This window comes from Paenibacillus sp. FSL H7-0703, assembly GCF_038003485.1.
Taxonomy (GTDB): domain Bacteria; phylum Bacillota; class Bacilli; order Paenibacillales; family Paenibacillaceae; genus Paenibacillus; species Paenibacillus polymyxa_B.
The window spans coordinates 2,086,701-2,106,256 of sequence record NZ_JBBOPF010000001.1 but is presented as its reverse complement, the minus strand read 5'-3'; the positions used below and the strand labels follow the sequence as shown (position 1 = coordinate 2,106,256).

General features: G+C 48.2%; 12 protein-coding genes. 8 read left to right on the top strand and 4 right to left on the bottom strand.

The features are described 5' to 3' along the window. Positions 1-46 precede the first annotated feature (46 nt). The 3 genes from MHB46_RS09040 (at position 47) to MHB46_RS09030 (ending at position 7,006) form a co-directional block, all read left to right on the top strand. On the top strand, positions 47-2,347 hold the full coding sequence (locus tag MHB46_RS09040; RefSeq protein ID WP_341163711.1) for a glycoside hydrolase family 127 protein: 2,301 nt from the start codon (positions 47-49) through the stop codon (positions 2,345-2,347). A gap of 437 nt (positions 2,348-2,784) precedes the next feature. Then, positions 2,785-3,729: a copper amine oxidase N-terminal domain-containing protein gene (locus MHB46_RS09035; protein WP_341162135.1), complete on the top strand. Its 945-nt coding sequence runs from the start codon at positions 2,785-2,787 to the stop codon at positions 3,727-3,729. A gap of 4 nt (positions 3,730-3,733) precedes the next feature. Beyond that, on the top strand, positions 3,734-7,006 hold the full coding sequence (locus tag MHB46_RS09030) for a DUF5704 domain-containing protein (protein WP_341162134.1): 3,273 nt from the start codon (positions 3,734-3,736) through the stop codon (positions 7,004-7,006). 295 nt (positions 7,007-7,301) lie between these two features. Here MHB46_RS09030 and MHB46_RS09025 read toward each other — a convergent pair whose 3' ends face one another. From MHB46_RS09025 to MHB46_RS09010, 4 genes are all read right to left on the bottom strand, one after another. Then, complete coding sequence (locus MHB46_RS09025; protein ID WP_341162133.1) at positions 7,302-8,309, bottom strand: DUF5643 domain-containing protein; 1,008 nt, start codon at positions 8,307-8,309, stop codon at positions 7,302-7,304. A 373-nt stretch (positions 8,310-8,682) separates the two neighbouring features. Next, a complete protein-coding gene (locus MHB46_RS09020) occupies positions 8,683-9,096 on the bottom strand; it encodes a hypothetical protein (protein WP_341162132.1) in 414 nt (137 codons plus the stop codon). A 68-nt stretch (positions 9,097-9,164) separates the two neighbouring features. Further along, positions 9,165-10,364: a DUF4179 domain-containing protein gene (locus tag MHB46_RS09015; protein WP_341162131.1), complete on the bottom strand. Its 1,200-nt coding sequence runs from the start codon at positions 10,362-10,364 to the stop codon at positions 9,165-9,167. Beyond that, positions 10,336-10,920, bottom strand: coding sequence for an RNA polymerase sigma factor (locus MHB46_RS09010; RefSeq protein WP_322159394.1), 585 nt, complete (start codon positions 10,918-10,920; stop codon positions 10,336-10,338). Before MHB46_RS09010 ends, MHB46_RS09015 begins: the two co-directional genes overlap by 29 nt. Before the next feature lie 368 nt (positions 10,921-11,288). Here MHB46_RS09010 and MHB46_RS09005 point away from each other — a divergent pair, with 368 nt between their 5' ends. The 5 genes from MHB46_RS09005 (at position 11,289) to nifK (ending at position 19,501) form a co-directional block, all read left to right on the top strand. Continuing rightward, on the top strand, positions 11,289-13,760 hold the full coding sequence (locus MHB46_RS09005; RefSeq protein WP_341162130.1) for a rhamnogalacturonan lyase: 2,472 nt from the start codon (positions 11,289-11,291) through the stop codon (positions 13,758-13,760). A 305-nt stretch (positions 13,761-14,065) separates the two neighbouring features. Beyond that, complete coding sequence (gene nifB / locus MHB46_RS09000) at positions 14,066-15,565, top strand: nitrogenase cofactor biosynthesis protein NifB (protein ID WP_341162129.1); 1,500 nt, start codon at positions 14,066-14,068, stop codon at positions 15,563-15,565. A 6-nt stretch (positions 15,566-15,571) separates the two neighbouring features. Next, a complete protein-coding gene (gene nifH / locus MHB46_RS08995) occupies positions 15,572-16,438 on the top strand; it encodes a nitrogenase iron protein (protein WP_023987270.1) in 867 nt (288 codons plus the stop codon). An 88-nt stretch (positions 16,439-16,526) separates the two neighbouring features. Further along, positions 16,527-17,975, top strand: a complete 1,449-nt coding sequence (nifD, locus tag MHB46_RS08990; protein ID WP_165176636.1) for a nitrogenase molybdenum-iron protein alpha chain — start codon at positions 16,527-16,529, stop codon at positions 17,973-17,975. Next, positions 17,972-19,501, top strand: a complete 1,530-nt coding sequence (gene nifK / locus MHB46_RS08985) for a nitrogenase molybdenum-iron protein subunit beta (protein ID WP_341162128.1) — start codon at positions 17,972-17,974, stop codon at positions 19,499-19,501. The genes nifD and nifK overlap by 4 nt, the downstream gene beginning before the upstream one ends. Positions 19,502-19,556: the final 55 nt, after the last annotated feature.

The window sequence follows — 19,556 nt, the reverse complement described above, 5'->3', positions numbered from 1 at the left end:
CGCCTTAAAGGAGGAACGGAAAGTGACTCTTAAAGCAAAAGCCCATATGAAAGCAAGGCCGTTCGCACTGAACGAGGTGGTATTGGCTGAAGGTCCCTTCAAACAGGCGATGGAGCTGAACCGATCTTATCTGTTGGAGCTTCAACCAGACCGCCTGCTGGCGCGTTTTCGGGAATATGCCGGACTTACGCCCAAAGCGCCTCAATATGAAGGCTGGGAAGCGATGACTATTTCCGGTCATACACTGGGACATTATTTGTCCGCTTGCTCCATGATGTATGCTTCAACAGGCGATGAGCGTTTTAAAGAAATCGCACATTACATTACGGATGAACTGGACGTTTGTCAGGCGGCGCATGGTGACGGATATGTATCCGGTATTCCAGGGGGAAAGGAACTTTTTGAAGAGGTCTCTGCTGGAAATATTCGCTCGAAGGGCTTTGACCTGAACGGTGCATGGGCCCCCTTGTATACACTACACAAGTTATTCGCTGGCCTGCGGGATGCGTACCATTTGACAGGCTGTAATAAGGCATTAGATGTGGAGCGTAAGCTGGCAGACTGGCTCGAAGGAATTATGAAGCCGATGAGCGATGAGCAGATGCAGCAGATGATGTTTTGCGAATATGGAGGCATGAATGAGGTATTGGCCGATTTGTATGCGGATACCGGGGAAGAGCGCTACTTGTGGCTGGCTGAGTGCTTCTGGCACAAGCTGGTGCTGGACCCGCTTAGCTCCCAGGAAGACTGTTTGCAGGGCATTCATGCCAATACACAAATTCCGAAGCTGATCGGGCTTGCCAAGGAATATGAGCTGACCAATGATACGAAACGCCGGGCAACGGTGGAGTTTTTTTGGGAGCGGGTGGTGGATCATCATTCGTATGTCATTGGCGGGAATAGCTTTGGAGAATATTTTGGAGCGCCAGATGGCTTGAATGATCGCATCGGGCCTCATACGACGGAGACGTGCAATACCTATAACATGCTTAAGCTGACCAATCATCTGTTTCAATGGAATGCTTCCGCCAAGGAAGCGGACTTTTATGAGCGAGGTCTATTCAATCATATTTTGGCTTCGCAGGACCCGGTTCACGGGGGCGTAACGTATTTTCTGTCGCTGGCGATGGGCGGGCACAAGCATTTTGAAAGCCAATTTGATGATTTTACGTGCTGTGTCGGCACAGGGATGGAAAACCATGCGAGCTACGGCAGCGGTATTTATTTTCACGATTACGATAAGCTGTATGTCAATCAGTTTATTGCCTCCACGCTGGAATGGAAGGACAGAGGCGTTACGCTAAAACAAAACACTTCTTATCCAGATACGGATCATACGACGCTGGAGATTCAATGCGATCAACCAGCTCCATTTACGCTACTCATCCGCTATCCATATTGGGCTGAACAAGGAATTACCATTCGTGTAAATGGCAAGGAACAATCGGTTGTATCGGAACCGGGCAGCTTCATCTCTATCGCCAGAACGTGGATTGACGGTGACGTTGTAGAGGTGACGATTCCCATGTCGCTGAGGCTGGAGCAGATGCCAGATAATCCGGATCGGGCGGCTGTCATGTATGGACCGCTGGTGCTGGCAGGCGATCTGGGACCCTTAGAAGATCCTAAAGCCAAGGAGTTTCTGTACACCCCCGTATTCATCCCCCAAACAGAAAAGCTGGATGCCTGGATACAGCCCGTGGAGGGCAAGACCAATACGTTTCGTACCTTGAATGCAGGGCATCCCCGGGATGTGGAATTGTCTCCTCTGTATAAAATGTATGACCGTACGTATTCCGTATACTGGGACATTTTTACCAAGGAAGCGTGGCAGGAGGCGGAACAGGAATACACAGCGGCACGCGAAAAGCTGGCGATTCTGGAGCAGTGCACGATTGATTTTGCCCAACCCGGAGAAATGCAGCCGGAGCGAGATCATAACTTCCAGGGAGATGCTTCGACTCGCACCGGATATGTGAATAACCGACCTTACCGGAATGCGGGAATTGATGGCTGGTTTTCTTTTGATTTAAATACAGATCCATCTGCTCCGATGCTGTTGGTCATTACCTACACAGCTACGCTGGAAATGCCCAACTGCGGTTTTGATATTTTGATTAACGGTCATCTGCTTGAGCATTTTAGTGAAGGTTTTGATGAGGCTGATAAGTTTTACAACGTTAATGCCGCTATTCCGGCTGCATATCTGGAGGGGAAGGATCAAGCGACAGTGACCTTCAAGGCCAAGCCGGGACAGCGTATTCGCAGATTGTTTGGGCTGAGGATGGTCAACAAGGACGTGTATGAGCAACTCTATCAAGCTGGAAGTTCAGGTATACATGAATGATCTTTGAAATGTTTCGTGAGAGAAAAGTAACGTTTGATTTTTAGTCCGGTATGATTTATGATGTAAGAAATATTGGATGATGCTGGAATAATCCATATGGTGGTATGAGCTGATACATTCATAGTTTTGTTGCGCGTGAAGCACACGGGCTGTTTCTTCCTTCATAGGGGAGAGGCAGCCCTTTTTTGTTGATATTTTGCGAAATATAAACTTTTTTAAAGAGTCAGTTCTATGATTTAGGGGGAGGGCTTGCTCAATAGAGTCTATTTGTTTGGAATGCTTTGTATTAGAAGTTTTTCTTATAGATTTTGTAATAGGGAAACCCTATAATATATAAGTTGTATCCAGTATTTTCCGAAAGTGGGGATGCGATAAGTTTATGAGATTAGAGATGATATACATAGTTTAAAGTTTAAGCTGACAAAGGGGATAGAGAGATGAGTATGAAAAAATGGATGTTGAGTTTGACCGCAGTCACGTTGCTATGGGGGGCGACAAGTACGATTCCAACGACGGAGGCAGCAAGCAGCACCAAACCGATTGAAGTCTTGTTAAACGCGAAAAAAATACAGTTTCCAGATGCTAAACCTTTTCAGGATAGCAACGATTATGTGATGGTTCCCATTCGTTTTGTATCCGAAGCGCTAGGGGCTAAGGTAGGCTGGGAGAAAACAGGCGGTCAATTGGCTGTGTCGATTAAAAATGATGCACATGCCGTTAACATGACAGTGGGTCAAAATACCGCTACCGTGGATGGACAGACCAAAACGTATGAGACAAAGATTATTTTGAAGCAAAACCGTACTTTTGTGCCGCTGCGGTTGGTAAGTGAAGGCCTGGGACAGACGGTGGAGTGGGATAAGGTCAGCCGCTGGGTCTGGATTGGGAAGAAGGAAATTGCTGCGCTGGAGGATACGGGGCATCAGGCGGTGAGTATTGAGCCGTATAAGAAGGCGATTAGTACAACACCTGGGCTTTTAAAAAATGTTATTGGTCAGCCATACAATAAAGTGGTAATTTTTAAACAATATGATTTGCCTGTTAAGATGCTGCGTGATATTTATTCAATTGAGCCTTATACAACCTCTAAGGGTGTATCCTACCTACAGATGAGAGTGAAAACGAATTCTACTGCAGGAGGGATTTTTTACCTGACAAGGAATAAAGACGCACGTCTTCGTCCTGCACTAGAACAAATGACGCAAGACAACGGGGATGGTACGAAAATGGTTTATTATCCGATCTATTCATCTGCTGATGAGCTTTACTTAGGCACTAAAAACTATAAATCTTTTAAGTTGCAAGATATTGAGTACATTGGTTTTGACCTCGCATCAAGGGACTATATCCCGATGATGGTTAATCCGTGGAAAGGAAATTAACCATATGAGCAACACCAAACGCATTTTGGCCGTATTGCTGGTGGGGGTACTGCTATTGTTGCAGCTCCCACCTTTTTATTTCTCCACTGACAAGGCGGCAGCCGATACGGAAATCACACCTTTGTCTTATTATGCGGATAAAAATGATCGCTATTTTGTCGGCATGATGTATTTCGACATGTGGAAGAACACAGCGGGGGAATGGGTAACCCAAAAGAAGCAGCCTGGAAAAGGAATGCAGGGTGAAGCAACCTTCACTTACAAGTTTCAGTTTCCGGGCCGTAAAATCAAGAACGTTACCGCTCGCTTATATACGATAGCCGATTATATGAATCATGGTGATTATTTTATTAAATCACGGTCAGACAATTATGAGGAATATGCGAGGCATATGAGTAAGGGCACAAAAGATTTAGATATCCGTCCCTTCCAAAAACAAGGAATTGGTTCAGATACTACTATCATCCCAATCACCATAAACATGAAACTTGATCCAGTAGATCAGGCTCGAAACATCAAAGAAGAGAGTTGCCCTACCTGCGCAAAGGAAGTAGAAGCCTGGCGCATCTACCAGCCCATCCTGTTCAAGATCGAACTGGAGAGTGGTCTGATCGTCAAGCATTTTACCACTGATGGGAAATCACTTAACAACGTATTTTCGCCAATAGAAGATGAACTGAAAGCTGATCAACTGTATGATTTTACCCCGCCAACCAACCTGAAATATGAGTATGTGGGTTATAAGAAAAGCACGACAGGTAAACCGCCAAGCGGAGATATTTTGCCGGGAATTGTACCCGGATTTACCTATGACGGTTCTTTTGAACAGTTTACCGCTTATTTGTATTACAAAGAAGCTCAGGGCTGTCCTAAGCCTGGAGAAAGCCAAGAGGGAGCACCCTCATATTGCCAAGATGATGAACAGCCAACGAAAGGTGTTGTCTGCTCCCGCCCCGTTCCAGGTCTGCGCTTGGAAACTGCCGAATTGGACCCGACAGTATCTGCCGTTATTAAAGCCGATCAGCGAGGCGCGTCACGTTTTGATGTAGCCAAGGGTATTCCAACTTCTGAAAGCCTGTACGGAAACGTGCTGGCCCGGAATTACCTGTTTCAAAACACCTACCAACAGCTCAAAGGCGAGTGCACCTACAACGTCAAGCTGAAGCGCACGTATGATCTGGAATGGGAAGATATCAACGATACCCGGCACATGAAGGTTGTGGAGTATTACAAATACGAAATTGTGAAACCGTACTCCTACTGGGTGATCGACAACCTTGAGGTGTACGGTATCAAGAACGCGCAGCTACGCAACTATGCACTGCCGGGAGGTAGTATTACGATTCCACCACGGAATTACACGCCGCCGTCTGTAGAATCAGCGACCAACGGAAAATACTATCCGGCTCCTTCTCCGGGCATCGTCGATGGGGGTTCACTTTATATTTATGGCGGCAAGAGTATGCCGAAGGTGCCCAATGAACAAAGATCACTGGAGCCTGTGGCCCAGAAGGCTACACCAGACGTGGAAGTGGAAAACGATACTGTGAAATTCAACGGTCAAACGATCATGGACCACCAGCGTGTCAAGGAAAAGGGGCCGACTCCTGGCAAAATCCCTGAACCCGTAAAAATCGGGTCGGATATCCTTTACAGCCCGGGCCATATGATTGAAAAGCACAAGATCAATAAACCCAATACGCCCAGCAGCGGTGACATCACTTACGCTATTCTCAAGGGAAATATCAATGGAGGTGCGGATAAAACGTTCCCGATACAGGGAATCAATACAGTGACTGTCCACACTCCCGTAGTGAATCTGTCTAGTGTGTCGGACGATGCTGCTCATAATCAGAAAACCCAACCTACGAAGGGACGATCCGCGCTTATTTTGGAGCGCCCTTTCCGGGTGACGATCTCGACAGCAGGTCCGCATTTGGACATTCCTGGCTATAGTGATCGGGAGTATGCCAAATATGTACGATCCAAGCAGGTGCGATTTCCGTTCGATGTGTACGACAAAGGAAAGACACTATTTTATCCACGAGGTACCTGGATCGACATTCCGGTGCTGCAGCTCGACACAGACTTTTATTTGCCCGTATGGGTGGATGAAGGCAACTATACAGTAGAGTTCCGTACCATTGCCGAAAATGCACCGGACGGGTTCACCGAACAGCACCATGCCAACACGGATATCGCCCACCATGTTGCCAATGATGTGGTAAATATAGAGGTCATCGGACGGATGTACGATTTTCATATCACGGATATTGCCGATTACCATTGGGAGCGGGTATTTCGGCAGCGAAAAGGAAGTCCAACGCATAGCGGCCTGTCCTATTGGACGGGGCTTGGCAATATTGATGGGTTGCCTAGAGGGAACCCGGAGCCATTCACCTTGCCCGTTCGCCCCGGCAGTCACCCATATGAAGGTTATGCAAATGTGGCGGTCAAGACAGGTTATCATTTCAAGTTTGACCTCAAGACCAAAGGCAATATGTTTAGCGCCAAGGACGGTATTCGCATCACGCCATCGTTCTATTGGGTGAGCAAAGATGGGCTACAGCGGGAAGAGGTAGATCTGTATACACATTCCGGCAGTCGAAAATTTATCCGTTTGGGATCGGCGGAGGATCGGGAAAAGCGCTATGTTATTTTGAATGAACGGCTACGCAATGTGCCGATGGAGGAAATGCAGGACGCGGCAGCCTACCAATACAAGCATGAGCTGAGTGAAGCACAGCAAAGCCATTTGACACTGGAACGTTATGTTTCCCTGTATGCCCACCGTATTGCACGCAGCAAGACCTGGGTTGGACGCTACGACTGGCTGGTGCTGCCTGCGGCTGTGCGTACTTTAATCGGTCCAAAGACAGAACTGCCGGATGGGGTTAACGTAGATCGCGCTAATGCGTCGATTCAGCGCTGGTATGGTGAATATAGCCTGCCTGCTGATGTGTACGCAGTCACCAAAGGCACGGATTTGCGCGAGGTCAGTCGCCGTCAGGAGCTAAACGAGCATACAGATATATTCAAGAAAACGGGCTTTATCGTCGTCGGCTTTAATATAGAGTCACTGCGTCAGGGGGACGCTGAGCATCCGCATTTACAGTATATAAATAGCCCGCTACTGAACCAGTGGCAACTGGAGGGTTACCGCCGAGAGATAAAAGACCCGTACGGGCATACCTTTCATTTACAGGACGGGGATGTCGTGTTTTATCATACAGATCAGTCCAGCCGAGACGATTTGAGTTCATTTGTCCCTCACTAATTGGGATATATACAGATTAAGGAGAGCCTAAACCTTTCCTTAACGATATTGTACAAACTTACAAGCTACTGTAATAGTATTCATATATTTATATATTTTTCTATTTTTTAAGCTTGCTGGTGCGGGTGCAGTGGGAGCCAATAATTGAGACCACTCTGATACTTGTAGAACCAGTAGAACCAGTAGAACCAGTAGAACCAGTAAAGTAAACCCAGGAAGGAAAGGCTTAGTGTAAAGTAGACAAAGCGAGCAAGCCTGGATAATCATTCAGGCTTGCTCGCTTCTTGCATTGATGTTATTGGGCTGGCACGGGAATCTTCATTTCGAGTTCCTTAATGTATGTTTTATTGCCGTTTTTAAATTTCCCGTCAGCTCCCTTGCCTTGACCGACAATACTCCAATTTGAGGGATCGACTGTAAATGTATACGGTTTGATCGTCACATATTGGGGTTTGCTGCCTACAGTACTGTACAGCTCATCCATATGATACTTCGTTTTAGGCTTGCTATTTGAGAAGCCGACTCTCCGTTGCTGAAGCGTTTTCCCCTGATCATCTACAATGTCATAATACATCATGGATGGAGCGTATTTTCCTGTCTGCTTGGCAGACGCAGGCACTTGACCTTCGCTATCCAGCACCAGCCGGGTTGTACGGGAGGTAATATCGAGCTGTTTGACTGTGTAACTGAATTTCCCACTCTTTTGGGTTTTATTCGGCTTGATACTCACCATATTACCGTCCTTTTTAACAGGGACTTTAAACTCAAAAGGCTTGCTGATTCCGGTAACCCCTACCTGGATCGTCATTTCAAACTCGTCTGGAAGTGCACCCAACTGATTGTATTCAGCTTCTACGGCATTCTTTTGAGATACCTTGTCTCCAAACATGGAATGGATGCTTTTCAATTTGTTCCCGTCTACCAGAACCTCGGGGGTCTTGATATAGCCCTTCTTCTGATCTTTCTCAGGAACCATGCGCTTTTTGAATTTTTCATTGGTTTCTTTGGGGTTTATTGGCATATATGGGCTCATGACTCCCTCAGGCAAATTTTTGCCTTCCCGTTCGATGGAGAAGGACAAGCGTGTGCCATCATAGAACACATCGCCAAGCTTCAGTGTAACCCCGTCCTGCGTTAGGCTCAGATTGGAGGAAGCGGCTTGTGCAGATTTTGCATCAGTAGCTGCTGCTGCAATGGGGGAGATGAATTTTGGCATCGCTGCCCCTAATCCCAATATCGCGAAAGCCGACGTTGTAAGTAATACCCGTTTTAGAAATGTGGATTTTGAGTTTGTCTGTTGCACTTTAGAATATCTCCTCTCCGGAAGCCGTGATATCCAATCTATACATTGAATATCACGGCGACTTTGCCTTGTCTGATTCGTCTATATAACACTCATGGTGTTGTACAGGAGAGCCCTACTGCGTAAGCTCTCCCGTGACTGAATTCTTTTCATGTGGAGCATCACTGTACATGAATCACTGAAGGTCTGTCTGTTCCCGCTGATCAGCACTTCGGCATGATTCTCAGGAACCTTTGTTGACTTTTTTGACAGGGACTTTGAATTCAAAAGGTTTGCTGATTCCGGTAACGCCTACCTGGACGGTCATTTCAAAGCTGTCTGGAAGTGAATCCAGCTTACTGTATATAGCTTCTATCGTATTTTTTTGGATATTTTATCCCCAAACATGCCAAAACTTTTCAGTTTGTTCCCTTCTATCAGAACCCCAGGTATTTTGATATAGCCCTTTTTCTGGAACCATGCGCTTTTTGAGACTTTTATTAGTTATTTTGGCGTCCATTGGAATATACGGACTTAAGACCTCCTTAGGCAAATTTTTGCCTTCCCGTTCGATGGAGAAGGACAGGCTTTTGCCATCATAGGACACATCGCCGAGTTTCAGTGTAACCCCGTTTTGCGTCAGACTCATCTTGGAAGAAGCGGCTTGTACGGGTTTCGTATTACTAGCGGCTACTGCAATGGAGGACATAAATTTTGGTAATGCTGCTCCCGTTCCCAATATTGCGAAAGCCGATGCTGTAAGTAATACTTGTTTTAGAAATGTAAATTTTAAGTTTGTCTGTTGCATTGGATAATATGCTCCTTCCACGGAAGTTTGTGTTATGCGAAATTTCTGTATTTTTGAATCATTTCTAATTAGTTATTCAGGGGAATCTTCATTTCGAGTTCCTTGATGTACGTTTTATCTCCTCTTTTATGCTTGCCGTCAGATCCCATGCCTTCACCGACAATACTCCAATCAGCCGGCTTGACGGTCAAGGTGAAAGGCTTAATCGTCACGTATTTTGTATTTGGCTTAAGTGCATTATACAGCTCATCCACATGGTATTTTGTTCTAGGCTTACTGTAGAAATAACCGAATTGGCGTTGCTCAATAACGTTGCCCTGATCATCCACAATATCGTAATACATCATCGTTGGCGCATACTCTCCCGTTTGCTCCGGGGAAGCAGGCACTTCACCTGTACTGTCCAGCACTAGACGAGTCGTTGTTGAGGTGGAGTTCAGTTCCTTCACGGTATAACTGAAGCTGCCACTGGTCTTTGTCTCATTCGGCTGAACGGCAATCATGGTGTTGTCCACTTTTACCGGAACCTTAAATTCATACGACCCGTCAACACCTGTAACTGAAGTTCTGACCGTCAAATCAAACTCATCTGGCAGGGAGTCCAACTGCATGTATTCCCCTATAACTGAATTATTTTTGCGTGGATCATCCCCAAACATGAATCGCTGAGAGTCCACTTTTTTGTCATTTATCAGTACTTCTGGACGTTTAAGGTAGCCCTTAAGCTGATCCTTCTCAGGCACTTTATGTGCTTTTACCCATTCGTCATCGCTATTTTCAGTTTTGGCATCCATAGGTATATAAGGATTCATAAAGGTTTCCGGCATATTCTCGCCTTGACGCTCAATGGAGAAAGACAGGCGTGTACCGTCATACAGAACATCGCTTAATGTCAGCGTAATTCCGTCATGAGTCACACTTTCATTAGGATGACTGAGAATGCCCTTATCTACAGCAGTCTGAATTTCATCCGAGCTCAATCCATAAAAAATACTGCCAATTCCGGGAATTTGCTTGAGTGTGGCCGCCATCGTGGGTGATACAAATCCGGCGCCTACCACTCCTGTCCCTAATATGCCAACTACGGATGCCGCCAGAACAGCCTGTTTTGCAAATTTCGATTTCGTCGTCTTTCTTTGCATGGCTCTTTTTTCAATCTCCTTCATAATTTGATCACTCATACTGTCTCTGGGCATGACTGATTCATTGATCCAATTCTCCAACTGGTCCATTTCGCGCTCATAAGGTGGTGTTGGATGTTTGTCCATTAACAAGTCCTCCTTTGCTTCTCTGGTCCAGCAGCTTGCGCCGAAGCCGCTCGTATTTTTTACGGATGGTTGCTGACTTTAAACCCATAATGTTGCTAATCTCCTCAAAGCTGTATTGCTCAACAGCCTTCAGTAGCAGAATATGACGCTCTTCTGGTGTAAGATAAGTCAACAGTTCTTCAATAACACTTTTATGAGGGGATACCTGAGCGATTGACTTTTGTTCCTTGACCTGCTGAACCAGTTTGAGCCAGCGGCTGTGTTTCCTTTTGATGTTCATTAAGTGATGATAGGCCATCTTGTATAGCCATGCCGAGAAGCTGGTCTGTCTGCTGTATTGATGAAGATGCTCATAGGCTCTGATGAATATGTCCTGAACCGCGTCCTCTGTGGCTTCATGATTCTTCAAAATATAGAAGCAGTAGGTGTACATCTGCCGCTCGAATTGTCGAATAATGATTTCGTAAGCCTGCTGTTCACCAGCCTTGACGCGTTCTACGGCCAGCTCGATCTGGCTGTGTTTATCCTGTTGATCCCCGGGGATGGTTGCCTGCAAGAGCTCACCTCCTTGTATTTATGTCTATATAACAATCGCAACGGGCCGTTTTGTGACATCATTTTTGTGAAACCTTGATAGGTATGTATGTTTTGATCACAGCTCGTCCATTTTATCATCTTATGATATTCGGATATGTTCACTTCAACTAACATAGTCGGTTCAAAAATGGACCGTTAGTAGCGGGCTAATGGGGACATTTCAATTGAAACGGACAACAACACGGATTTGTGTAGAGAAATCCTCGGATATTTAAACGCGTTTGGGGGAACGGCAAAACTATAATAGTAAGGAAATTTAATTTATGTAAGCGCAATCATTTGAGGTATTAGCTTGTCATCACAATACAATTGAGGAGGACGACCTGAATGGCTCGAGGGAAAGGCGCATGGCGAAAGGGAAGCTTGACCGCCGCGTTGGCAGCGATGCTGGCGATGACGGGGACGACTGGAGGAGTGGCTGCGGAAGACTTATCCGAACCCACACTGCAGGCGGAATCAGCAATTGCAGTAGAACAGAACCGTAGCGGCAGCATTCAGCTGGAAAAGCTGGATCGCGGACTGGTAGCTGCGGTGACGCAGGAGGGGGTATTTTTAAGCTGGCGGTTATTGGCTCAAGAAGTGAACGGTTACGGCCCAACGGGGCTGACAGGAGCGGACTTTAACGTATACCGTGACGGTAAGAAGATCGCGACGGTGACCGACAGCACCAACTATGTGGATAAGGAAGGAACCGGAAATGCGGTGTACAGAGTAGCTTCAGTCGTAAAAGGCAAAGAAAAGGATCGTAGCGCCAAAGTGAAGCCATGGCAACAGGGTTACTATGAACTTCCTCTTCAAAAGCCTGCCGATGGTGTAACACCCGCAGGTGAATCCTATACTTATTCGGCCAACGATATGAGTGTGGGGGATGTGGATGGAGACGGGCAATATGAATTTTTTGTGAAATGGGACCCATCGAACTCCAAGGATGTATCTCAGAAGGGGTATACCGGAAATACGTATGTCGATGCGTATACGGCCGAAGGCAAGCTGTTGTATCGGATCGACTTGGGCGTGAATATTCGATCAGGTGCACATTATACACAGATGATGGTGTACGATTTTGACGGCGATGGTAAAGCCGAGCTGATGTTCAAAACGGCTCCAGGGACCAAAACGATTTCTTTTGATAAGAAGGGCAAGCCGAAAAAAGAAAAGTATATTACTCTGCCACGTGAGGATCGCAAAGCAGGGATTACACATGAGGACGATTACCGTTTGAGTCGCTCGGATTATTATGAGCATGTGGTGAACATGTTCATGAACTGGACGAAGCATGAAGAAGTGGTCAAGGGACAATGGCCTGCTACGCTGGAGGAATGCTTTGGCATCGCTCCGAAGTACAGTTATCCGTTATCCCGAAAGGATGCGGAAAGCCTGACAGACTACTTTATGGATGTATATGCACCATCACGGAGCGACAAAAACAAGCTGAGAGAGTTCGAGGGCTTTATTGTCGATGGACCGGAGTATTTGACGATTTTCAAGGGGAAAACGGGAGCTGAGCTGGATACCATCCGCTATGAGCCGGAGCGTCATGACGATGGACTCATGTGGGGCGACTACGCTATGGCCCGAATTGAACCCGCCAACCGCGTGGACCGCTTCCTAGCAGGGGTGGCTTACCTGGACGGGCGCAAGCCGTACGCCGTATTTGCACGCGGCTATTATACGCGTTCCACCTTGGCTACCTACACATGGGATGGTCGCCATCTCCAAAAACATTGGATGGTAGACAGTGGCTGGGCACCAATGACCAATCCATTTAACGATAGTCCGCATGGGCGTGATGGAACGGACCCGAAATTTGGCACCTTGACCACACAAGGAGCGCATTCTTTGAGCGTGGTGGATGTGGACGGTGACGGCAAGGACGAAATCGTATACGGTTCCGCCACGATTGACCATGATGGCAGCCTGTTGTACAGCTCATTTGATGTCATGCCTCCTGAAAGCGCAACTCCGGGTCAAACCGCCAGATTGGGACATGGCGATGCGCTGCATGTAACCGATATTGACCCGGATCGCCCCGGCAAAGAAATCTTTATGGTACATGAAGGTGGCACTTACGCTCCATATGGCTATTCTTTGCGGGATGCCAAAACAGGTGAAATCATTTACGGCGCATATTCTGGCAAGGATACAGGTCGGGGAATGGTCGGTGACATAGACCCGGATCAGCGAGGTCTGGAGACGTGGGCCATAGGCCTGTGGACCGCAGCGGGTAAACAGCTGGATACGAAGATGCCCGGTACCAATATGAGTATCAAATGGGCAGCTGATATGACCACACAAATCGTAAACGGCGCAATTGATGTAACCCCAACCATTGAGGATTGGAAACGAGGTACATTGTTGACCGCCACTGGAACCAAAACGAACAACTATACGAAAGGAACGCCATCGCTGGTAGCCGACATTTTCGGTGATTGGCGCGAGGAAATGCTCGTCCGTACAGCGGATAGCTCAGCAATCCGTATCTATCTGAGCACAGAACCTACGACGCATAAATTGTACACGTTGATGCATGATCCGCAGTATCGCACGGATGTGGCACGTCAAAATACCGGGTATAATCAACCTTCCTATACGAGCTTTTACTTTGCATCCGATATGGATTGGGCGAATGTGCCGATTCCCAAGCTCTACACGCCAAAAGCCTTAATAGAGGAAGAGAGCAGTGACGAAGCGGATGAAGTAGAGGCAGCAGAGGTGGATGAGGCAAAGGCAGCAGAGGTAGATGAAAAAGAAGTCGATGGAACGAAAGTCGATGGGACGGAAATAGATGTGAAGGAATGATAAGCGGAGACTATTTCCCAAAATATATAATGAAATTTCTTGTCTCAAAAGGAGAGCCGTATTTACGGACTCTCTTTTTTTACGTCTTGATGTTATTGAGAATATGAAATGTAACCGCACACATGTAAAGTGTACGATATATTACTTGACGTAAAATTTGACACATATGTGAATTAAGGATAAATGTCAGGGATTTCATGGAGAAGCGAATTGACTGTATTTGTCCCTGTCTCTAAGATGTAATTATATTCCAGACAAAAACAGAGAATTGTGTAAGGAAATATAACGTAGAGAGGAGGGAATGAATGGACTCTTTAGCTGATCTCTCGGAAACCCCCTTAGCATTGGACACCCTTAGACGACATCCCTGTTATAACGAAGAGGCACATCGCTATTTTGCGCGCATTCATCTTCCAGTAGCCCCGGCATGCAATATTCAGTGTCATTATTGCAACCGCAAATTCGATTGCGTCAATGAAAGCCGTCCCGGCGTTGTTAGTGAACTGCTCACGCCGGAGCAGGCGGCGAGCAAGACCTATGGCGTAGCGGCACAGCTGATGCAACTGTCCGTTGTCGGCATTGCGGGACCTGGAGATCCGCTGGCCAATGCGGAGGCAACCTTCGATACCTTCCGCCGGGTCCGTGAGACAGTTAAGGATGTCATATTCTGTCTCAGCACGAATGGCCTTACCTTGATCAGGCATATCGACAGGATTGTAGAGTTGGGTATTTCGCATGTCACGATCACGATCAATGCTGTAGATCCAGTGGTGGGGAGCCGCATTTATGGATGGGTCTACGATGAAGGAAAACGCTATGCAGGAGAGGAGGCCGCGCGGCTGTTGATTGACCGCCAGCTGGCAGGCTTGAAGATGCTGGCTTCGAGAGGCGTATTGTGCAAGGTAAACTCGGTGCTGATTCCCGAAGTCAATGATGCCCATCTGCCAGAGGTAGCCAGGGTGGTCAAGGAGCACGGCGCGGTACTGCACAACATTATGCCGCTCATCATCGCACCCGGCAGTCGGTATGAGCATGAAGGGATGCGGGCCCCCCGTCCCCGTCTGGTCCGGCAGCTGCAGGAGCAATGTGCTGAGGCGGGAGCTGTCATTATGCGCCATTGCCGTCAGTGCAGGGCGGATGCGATTGGACTGCTGGGCGAGGATCGCAATCAGGATTTTACATGGGAGAACATTGGGGCTGCTCCTCCCATGGATGAAGAGGCAAGGGCACAATTTCAGAAAGAACTGGATGAGAAGGTGAGAGTGAGAATGGAACGCAAGGAGGGACAATCGCACCACAAAAAAACGTCAACCGGGGTTGGATGTAGCTGCCCGTTATCGGAGGATAAGCCTGAAGCAAGCTTTACCTCAAAGCCAGTCCTAATCGCTGTGGCCAGTCGTGGCGGAGGGAAGGTGAATCAGCATTTCGGTCGTGCCAAGGAATTCATGATCTATGAAAGCGACGGGACTATCGTAAATTTCATAGGCATTCGTAAGGTGCAATCCTACTGCCATGGGAAAGCCGATTGCAATGGAGACAAGGTCGAGACGATGAAGGAGATCCTTTCCATGGTGCATGACTGTGCATTGCTGCTGTCGTCCGGCATAGGCGAAGCCCCCAAAGAGGCATTGCAGGATGCTGGCGTGCTGCCTATTGTATGCGGCGGGGATATTGAGGAATCCGTTCTGGAATATGTAAAATTTCTGCGTTATATGTATCCTGTGCAGAGCAATAAGGGAAGTAAGCGCAATAAGGGAGTTAAGGGCAATCATTCGGATTTACCCATTGAACATTTTGGAGGCTGAGAAAATATGAGACAAATTGCGTTTTACGGTAAAGGCGGTATCGGCAAATCGACAACCTCGCAGAATACACTGGCTCAGCTCGCGACCAAATTCAAACAAAAAATTATGATCGTAGGCTGTGATCCCAAGGCAGACTCCACCCGTCTTATTCTGAATACGAAGGCCCAACAGACAGTGCTACATCTGGCTGCTGAAAGGGGCACGGTAGAGGATTTGGAGCTGGAGGATGTTGTCCAAAAGGGCTTCGGTGACATTCTGAACGTGGAATGCGGCGGGCCAGAGCCTGGTGTCGGCTGTGCAGGACGCGGCATCATCACAGCCATTAATTTTCTGGAGGAAGAGGGGGCCTACGAAGGGCTGGATTTTGTTTCCTACGATGTACTGGGGGACGTTGTATGCGGGGGCTTCGCCATGCCGATCCGGGAGAAGAAGGCTCAGGAAATCTACATTGTATGCTCAGGCGAGATGATGGCTATGTACGCTGCCAACAATATTGCGCGCGGGATATTGAAGTATGCCAACAGCGGCGGGGTGCGTTTGGGCGGCTTAATCTGCAACAGCCGGAATACGGACCTGGAAGCGGAATTGATTACAGAGCTTGCAAGAAGACTGAACACGCAGATGATCCACTTTTTGCCGCGTGACAATGTCGTGCAGCACGCTGAGCTGCGCCGTATGACCGTTACCCAATATAACCCGGAACATAAGCAGGCTGCGGAGTATGAAGAGCTGGCAGGTAAGATTTTGAATAACGATATGCTAACGGTTCCGACTCCCATTTCCATGGAAGATCTGGAGGATCTGTTGATGGAATTCGGCATTATTGAGGATGAAGAAACCGCAATTAACAAAGCTGAGGCGTCCGGGCAGTAGGCTCCAGCTAGAAGGCTTAATGACGGAACCAACGTGTGATGATGGGGGGAGCTGAACGCGTAGCTCGCAGGAGGGAGGAATAGGCCAAATGAGCAGTATTGTGGATAAGGGAAAGCAGATCGTAGAGGAGATACTGGAGGTATATCCCAAGAAGGCCAAGAAGGACCGGACCAAGCATTTTGAGATCGCGGATGAGGAGCTTGTGAACTGCGGAACCTGTTCCATTAAGTCCAACATGAAATCACGGCCCGGCGTTATGACAGCAAGGGGCTGTGCTTATGCAGGCTCCAAGGGTGTGGTATGGGGCCCGATTAAAGACATGGTGCACATTAGCCATGGTCCCATCGGCTGCGGGCAATACAGTTGGGGTACCCGACGCAATTATGCGAATGGGGTATTGGGCATCGATAATTTTACCGCCATGCAGATTACAAGCAATTTTCAGGAAAAGGATATCGTGTTCGGCGGAGATAAGAAGTTGGAGGTGATCTGCCGGGAAATTAAGGAGATGTTCCCGCTGGCTAAGGGCATCTCCGTACAATCTGAATGTCCGGTCGGACTGATTGGTGATGATATCGGGGCCGTGGCTAAGAAGATGACAGAGGAGCTGGGCATTCCGGTCATTCCTGTACGCTGTGAAGGCTTTCGTGGGGTGAGTCAGTCTCTGGGCCATCACATTGCCAATGATGCTATCCGCGATTTTCTGATGGGGCGCCGCGAGCTGAAGGAGTCTGGGCCTTATGATGTCTCCATTATCGGGGACTACAATATCGGCGGTGATGCCTGGGCCTCACGCATTTTGCTGGAGGAAATGGGACTGCGGGTCATAGCGCAGTGGTCGGGTGATGGTACGATCAATGAGCTGGGGATTGCCCATAAATCCAAGCTCAATCTGATCCATTGTCATCGTTCCATGAATTATATGTGCACAACGATGGAGCAGGAATACGGAATTCCCTGGATGGAATATAACTTCTTTGGCCCGACGAAGACGATGGAGAGCCTCAGAGCGATTGCTGCCCGCTTTGACGAGACGATTCAGGAAAAATGTGAGCAGGTCATCGCCCAATATATGCCGCAGATGGAGGCGGTCATCCGTAAATACCGCCCACGTCTGGAAGGCAAAAAGGTGATGCTTCTGATTGGCGGACTGCGGGCAAGGCATACCATTGGTGCCTATGAGGATCTGGGTATGGAAATTGTGGCTACAGGCTATGAATTTGCCCATAAGGATGATTACGAAAAGACGTTTCCCGATGTAAAGGAAGGCACTGTTTTGTACGATGATCCAACGGCATATGAACTGGAAGAATTGGCCCAGCGGCTGAATATTGACTTAATGGGCGCCGGAGTCAAGGAGAAATACGTGTATCACAAAATGGGCATTCCCTTCCGTCAAATGCACTCTTGGGATTACAGCGGGCCTTATCATGGTTTTGACGGCTTTAAGATTTTTGCGCGTGATATGGATATGACCATAAACAGTCCAGTATGGAGCCTGCTGCCGTCCCGGCAGACTGCGGAGGTGCCGGTATGAGCGAGCGTCTGAACATTGTCGATCACAATCAGCTGTTTCGGCAGGATAAATATGTGCGCCAGCGTGAGGAGAAACGGGCCTTCGAGGCCCCTTGCTCGCCAGAGGAGGTTACCGCCACCCTAGAGTACACCAAGACCAAGGAATACAAGGATAAGAATTTCGCTCGTACATCTGTAGTCGTGAACCCGGCCAAGGCTTGTCAGCCGCTGGGAGCGGTTATGGCTGCGCTGGGCTTCGAAAAAACGCTCCCGTTCATTCATGGCTCACAGGGCTGTACGGCTTATTTCCGCAGCCATCTTGCCCGCCACTTCAAAGAGCCAGTTCCTGCCGTCTCCACCTCGATGACCGAGGATGCCGCCGTATTCGGCGGCATGCGCAACCTCATTGACGGTATAGAGAACTGCATTGCCTTGTATCAGCCGGAGATGATTGCGGTATGCACGACCTGTATGGCAGAGGTGATCGGGGATGATCTGTCTGCCTTCCTGGCCAATGCCCGTCAGGAGGGAGCCCTTCCCGAGGATGTGCCGGTTCCTTTTGCCAATACCCCCAGCTTCTCCGGTTCACATATTACAGGCTATGACGCCATGCTGCGCTCTGTGCTGGAGACGCTGTATAACAAGTCAGGCCGGACGCCGCAGTCTGGTCATGAATTGAAGCTGAATGTACTGCTCGGGTTTGACGGGTATACAGGCAATTTTGCGGAAATGCGGCGCATGCTGGGGATGTTCGGCGCTACGTATACCATTCTGGGTGACCACAGTAGTAATTTTGATTCAGGGGCTACTGGAGAGTACAGCTACTATTACGGGGGAACGCCGCTTGAGGATGTGCCCAAGGCCGCAGATGCTGCAGGCACGTTGGCGATCCAGCAGTACTCTCTTCGTAAAACATTAGGTTATATGAAGCAAACCTGGGGGCAGCAGGTGTCCTCCATCTCCACACCGCTGGGCATCCGGGCTACAGATCGGTTGCTTGAGGAGATTAGCCGCCTGTCTGGAAGAGAAATTCCCGAGGCATTGAAGCAGGAGCGCGCCCGAATTGTGGATGCCATGATGGATTCGCATGCTTATCTGCACGGCAAACGGGTGGCTATGGCGGGAGACCCGGATATGCTCATCGGCCTGATTGGCTTTTGTCTGGAGCTGGGCATGGAGCCGGTGCATATTGTTTGCTCCAATGGGGACCGGAAATTTGAGAAGGAAGCAGAGCTTCTGCTAAAGTCCAGCCCTTACGGTGCAGAAGCCACGGTTCATTCCGGTCAGGATTTGTGGCATATGCGTTCGCTGCTGTTCCAGGACCCAGTAGACCTGGCTATTGGCAGCTCCCATCTGAAGTTCGCGGCCAAAGAGGCGAAAATTCCTTTGCTCCGTGTGGGCTTTCCGATCTTCGACAGGCATCATCTGCATCGTTATCCGATTATCGGCTACCAGGGTGCGCTCAATCTGCTTACCCAATTCGTGAATACCGTACTGGATGTCATGGAGGAGCAGGCTCCGGATCATAGCTTTGATCTGGTGCGCTAATTGCTGTATCGCGTAGATGGAAGTTGACAGCTTGGCTTGTGATTTCAATGGATTC

Coding starts and splice junctions, on each gene's coding strand:
- MHB46_RS09040 (WP_341163711.1), top strand. CDS start 47: ATGAAAGCAAGGCCGTTCGCACTGAACGAGGTGGTATTGGCTGAAGGT.
- MHB46_RS09035 (WP_341162135.1), top strand. CDS start 2,785: ATGAGTATGAAAAAATGGATGTTGAGTTTGACCGCAGTCACGTTGCTA.
- MHB46_RS09030 (WP_341162134.1), top strand. CDS start 3,734: ATGAGCAACACCAAACGCATTTTGGCCGTATTGCTGGTGGGGGTACTG.
- MHB46_RS09020 (WP_341162132.1), bottom strand. CDS start 9,096: ATGCAACAGACAAACTTAAAATTTACATTTCTAAAACAAGTATTACTT.
- MHB46_RS09015 (WP_341162131.1), bottom strand. CDS start 10,364: ATGGACAAACATCCAACACCACCTTATGAGCGCGAAATGGACCAGTTG.
- MHB46_RS09005 (WP_341162130.1), top strand. CDS start 11,289: ATGGCTCGAGGGAAAGGCGCATGGCGAAAGGGAAGCTTGACCGCCGCG.
- nifB (WP_341162129.1), top strand. CDS start 14,066: ATGGACTCTTTAGCTGATCTCTCGGAAACCCCCTTAGCATTGGACACC.
- nifH (WP_023987270.1), top strand. CDS start 15,572: ATGAGACAAATTGCGTTTTACGGTAAAGGCGGTATCGGCAAATCGACA.
- nifD (WP_165176636.1), top strand. CDS start 16,527: ATGAGCAGTATTGTGGATAAGGGAAAGCAGATCGTAGAGGAGATACTG.
- nifK (WP_341162128.1), top strand. CDS start 17,972: ATGAGCGAGCGTCTGAACATTGTCGATCACAATCAGCTGTTTCGGCAG.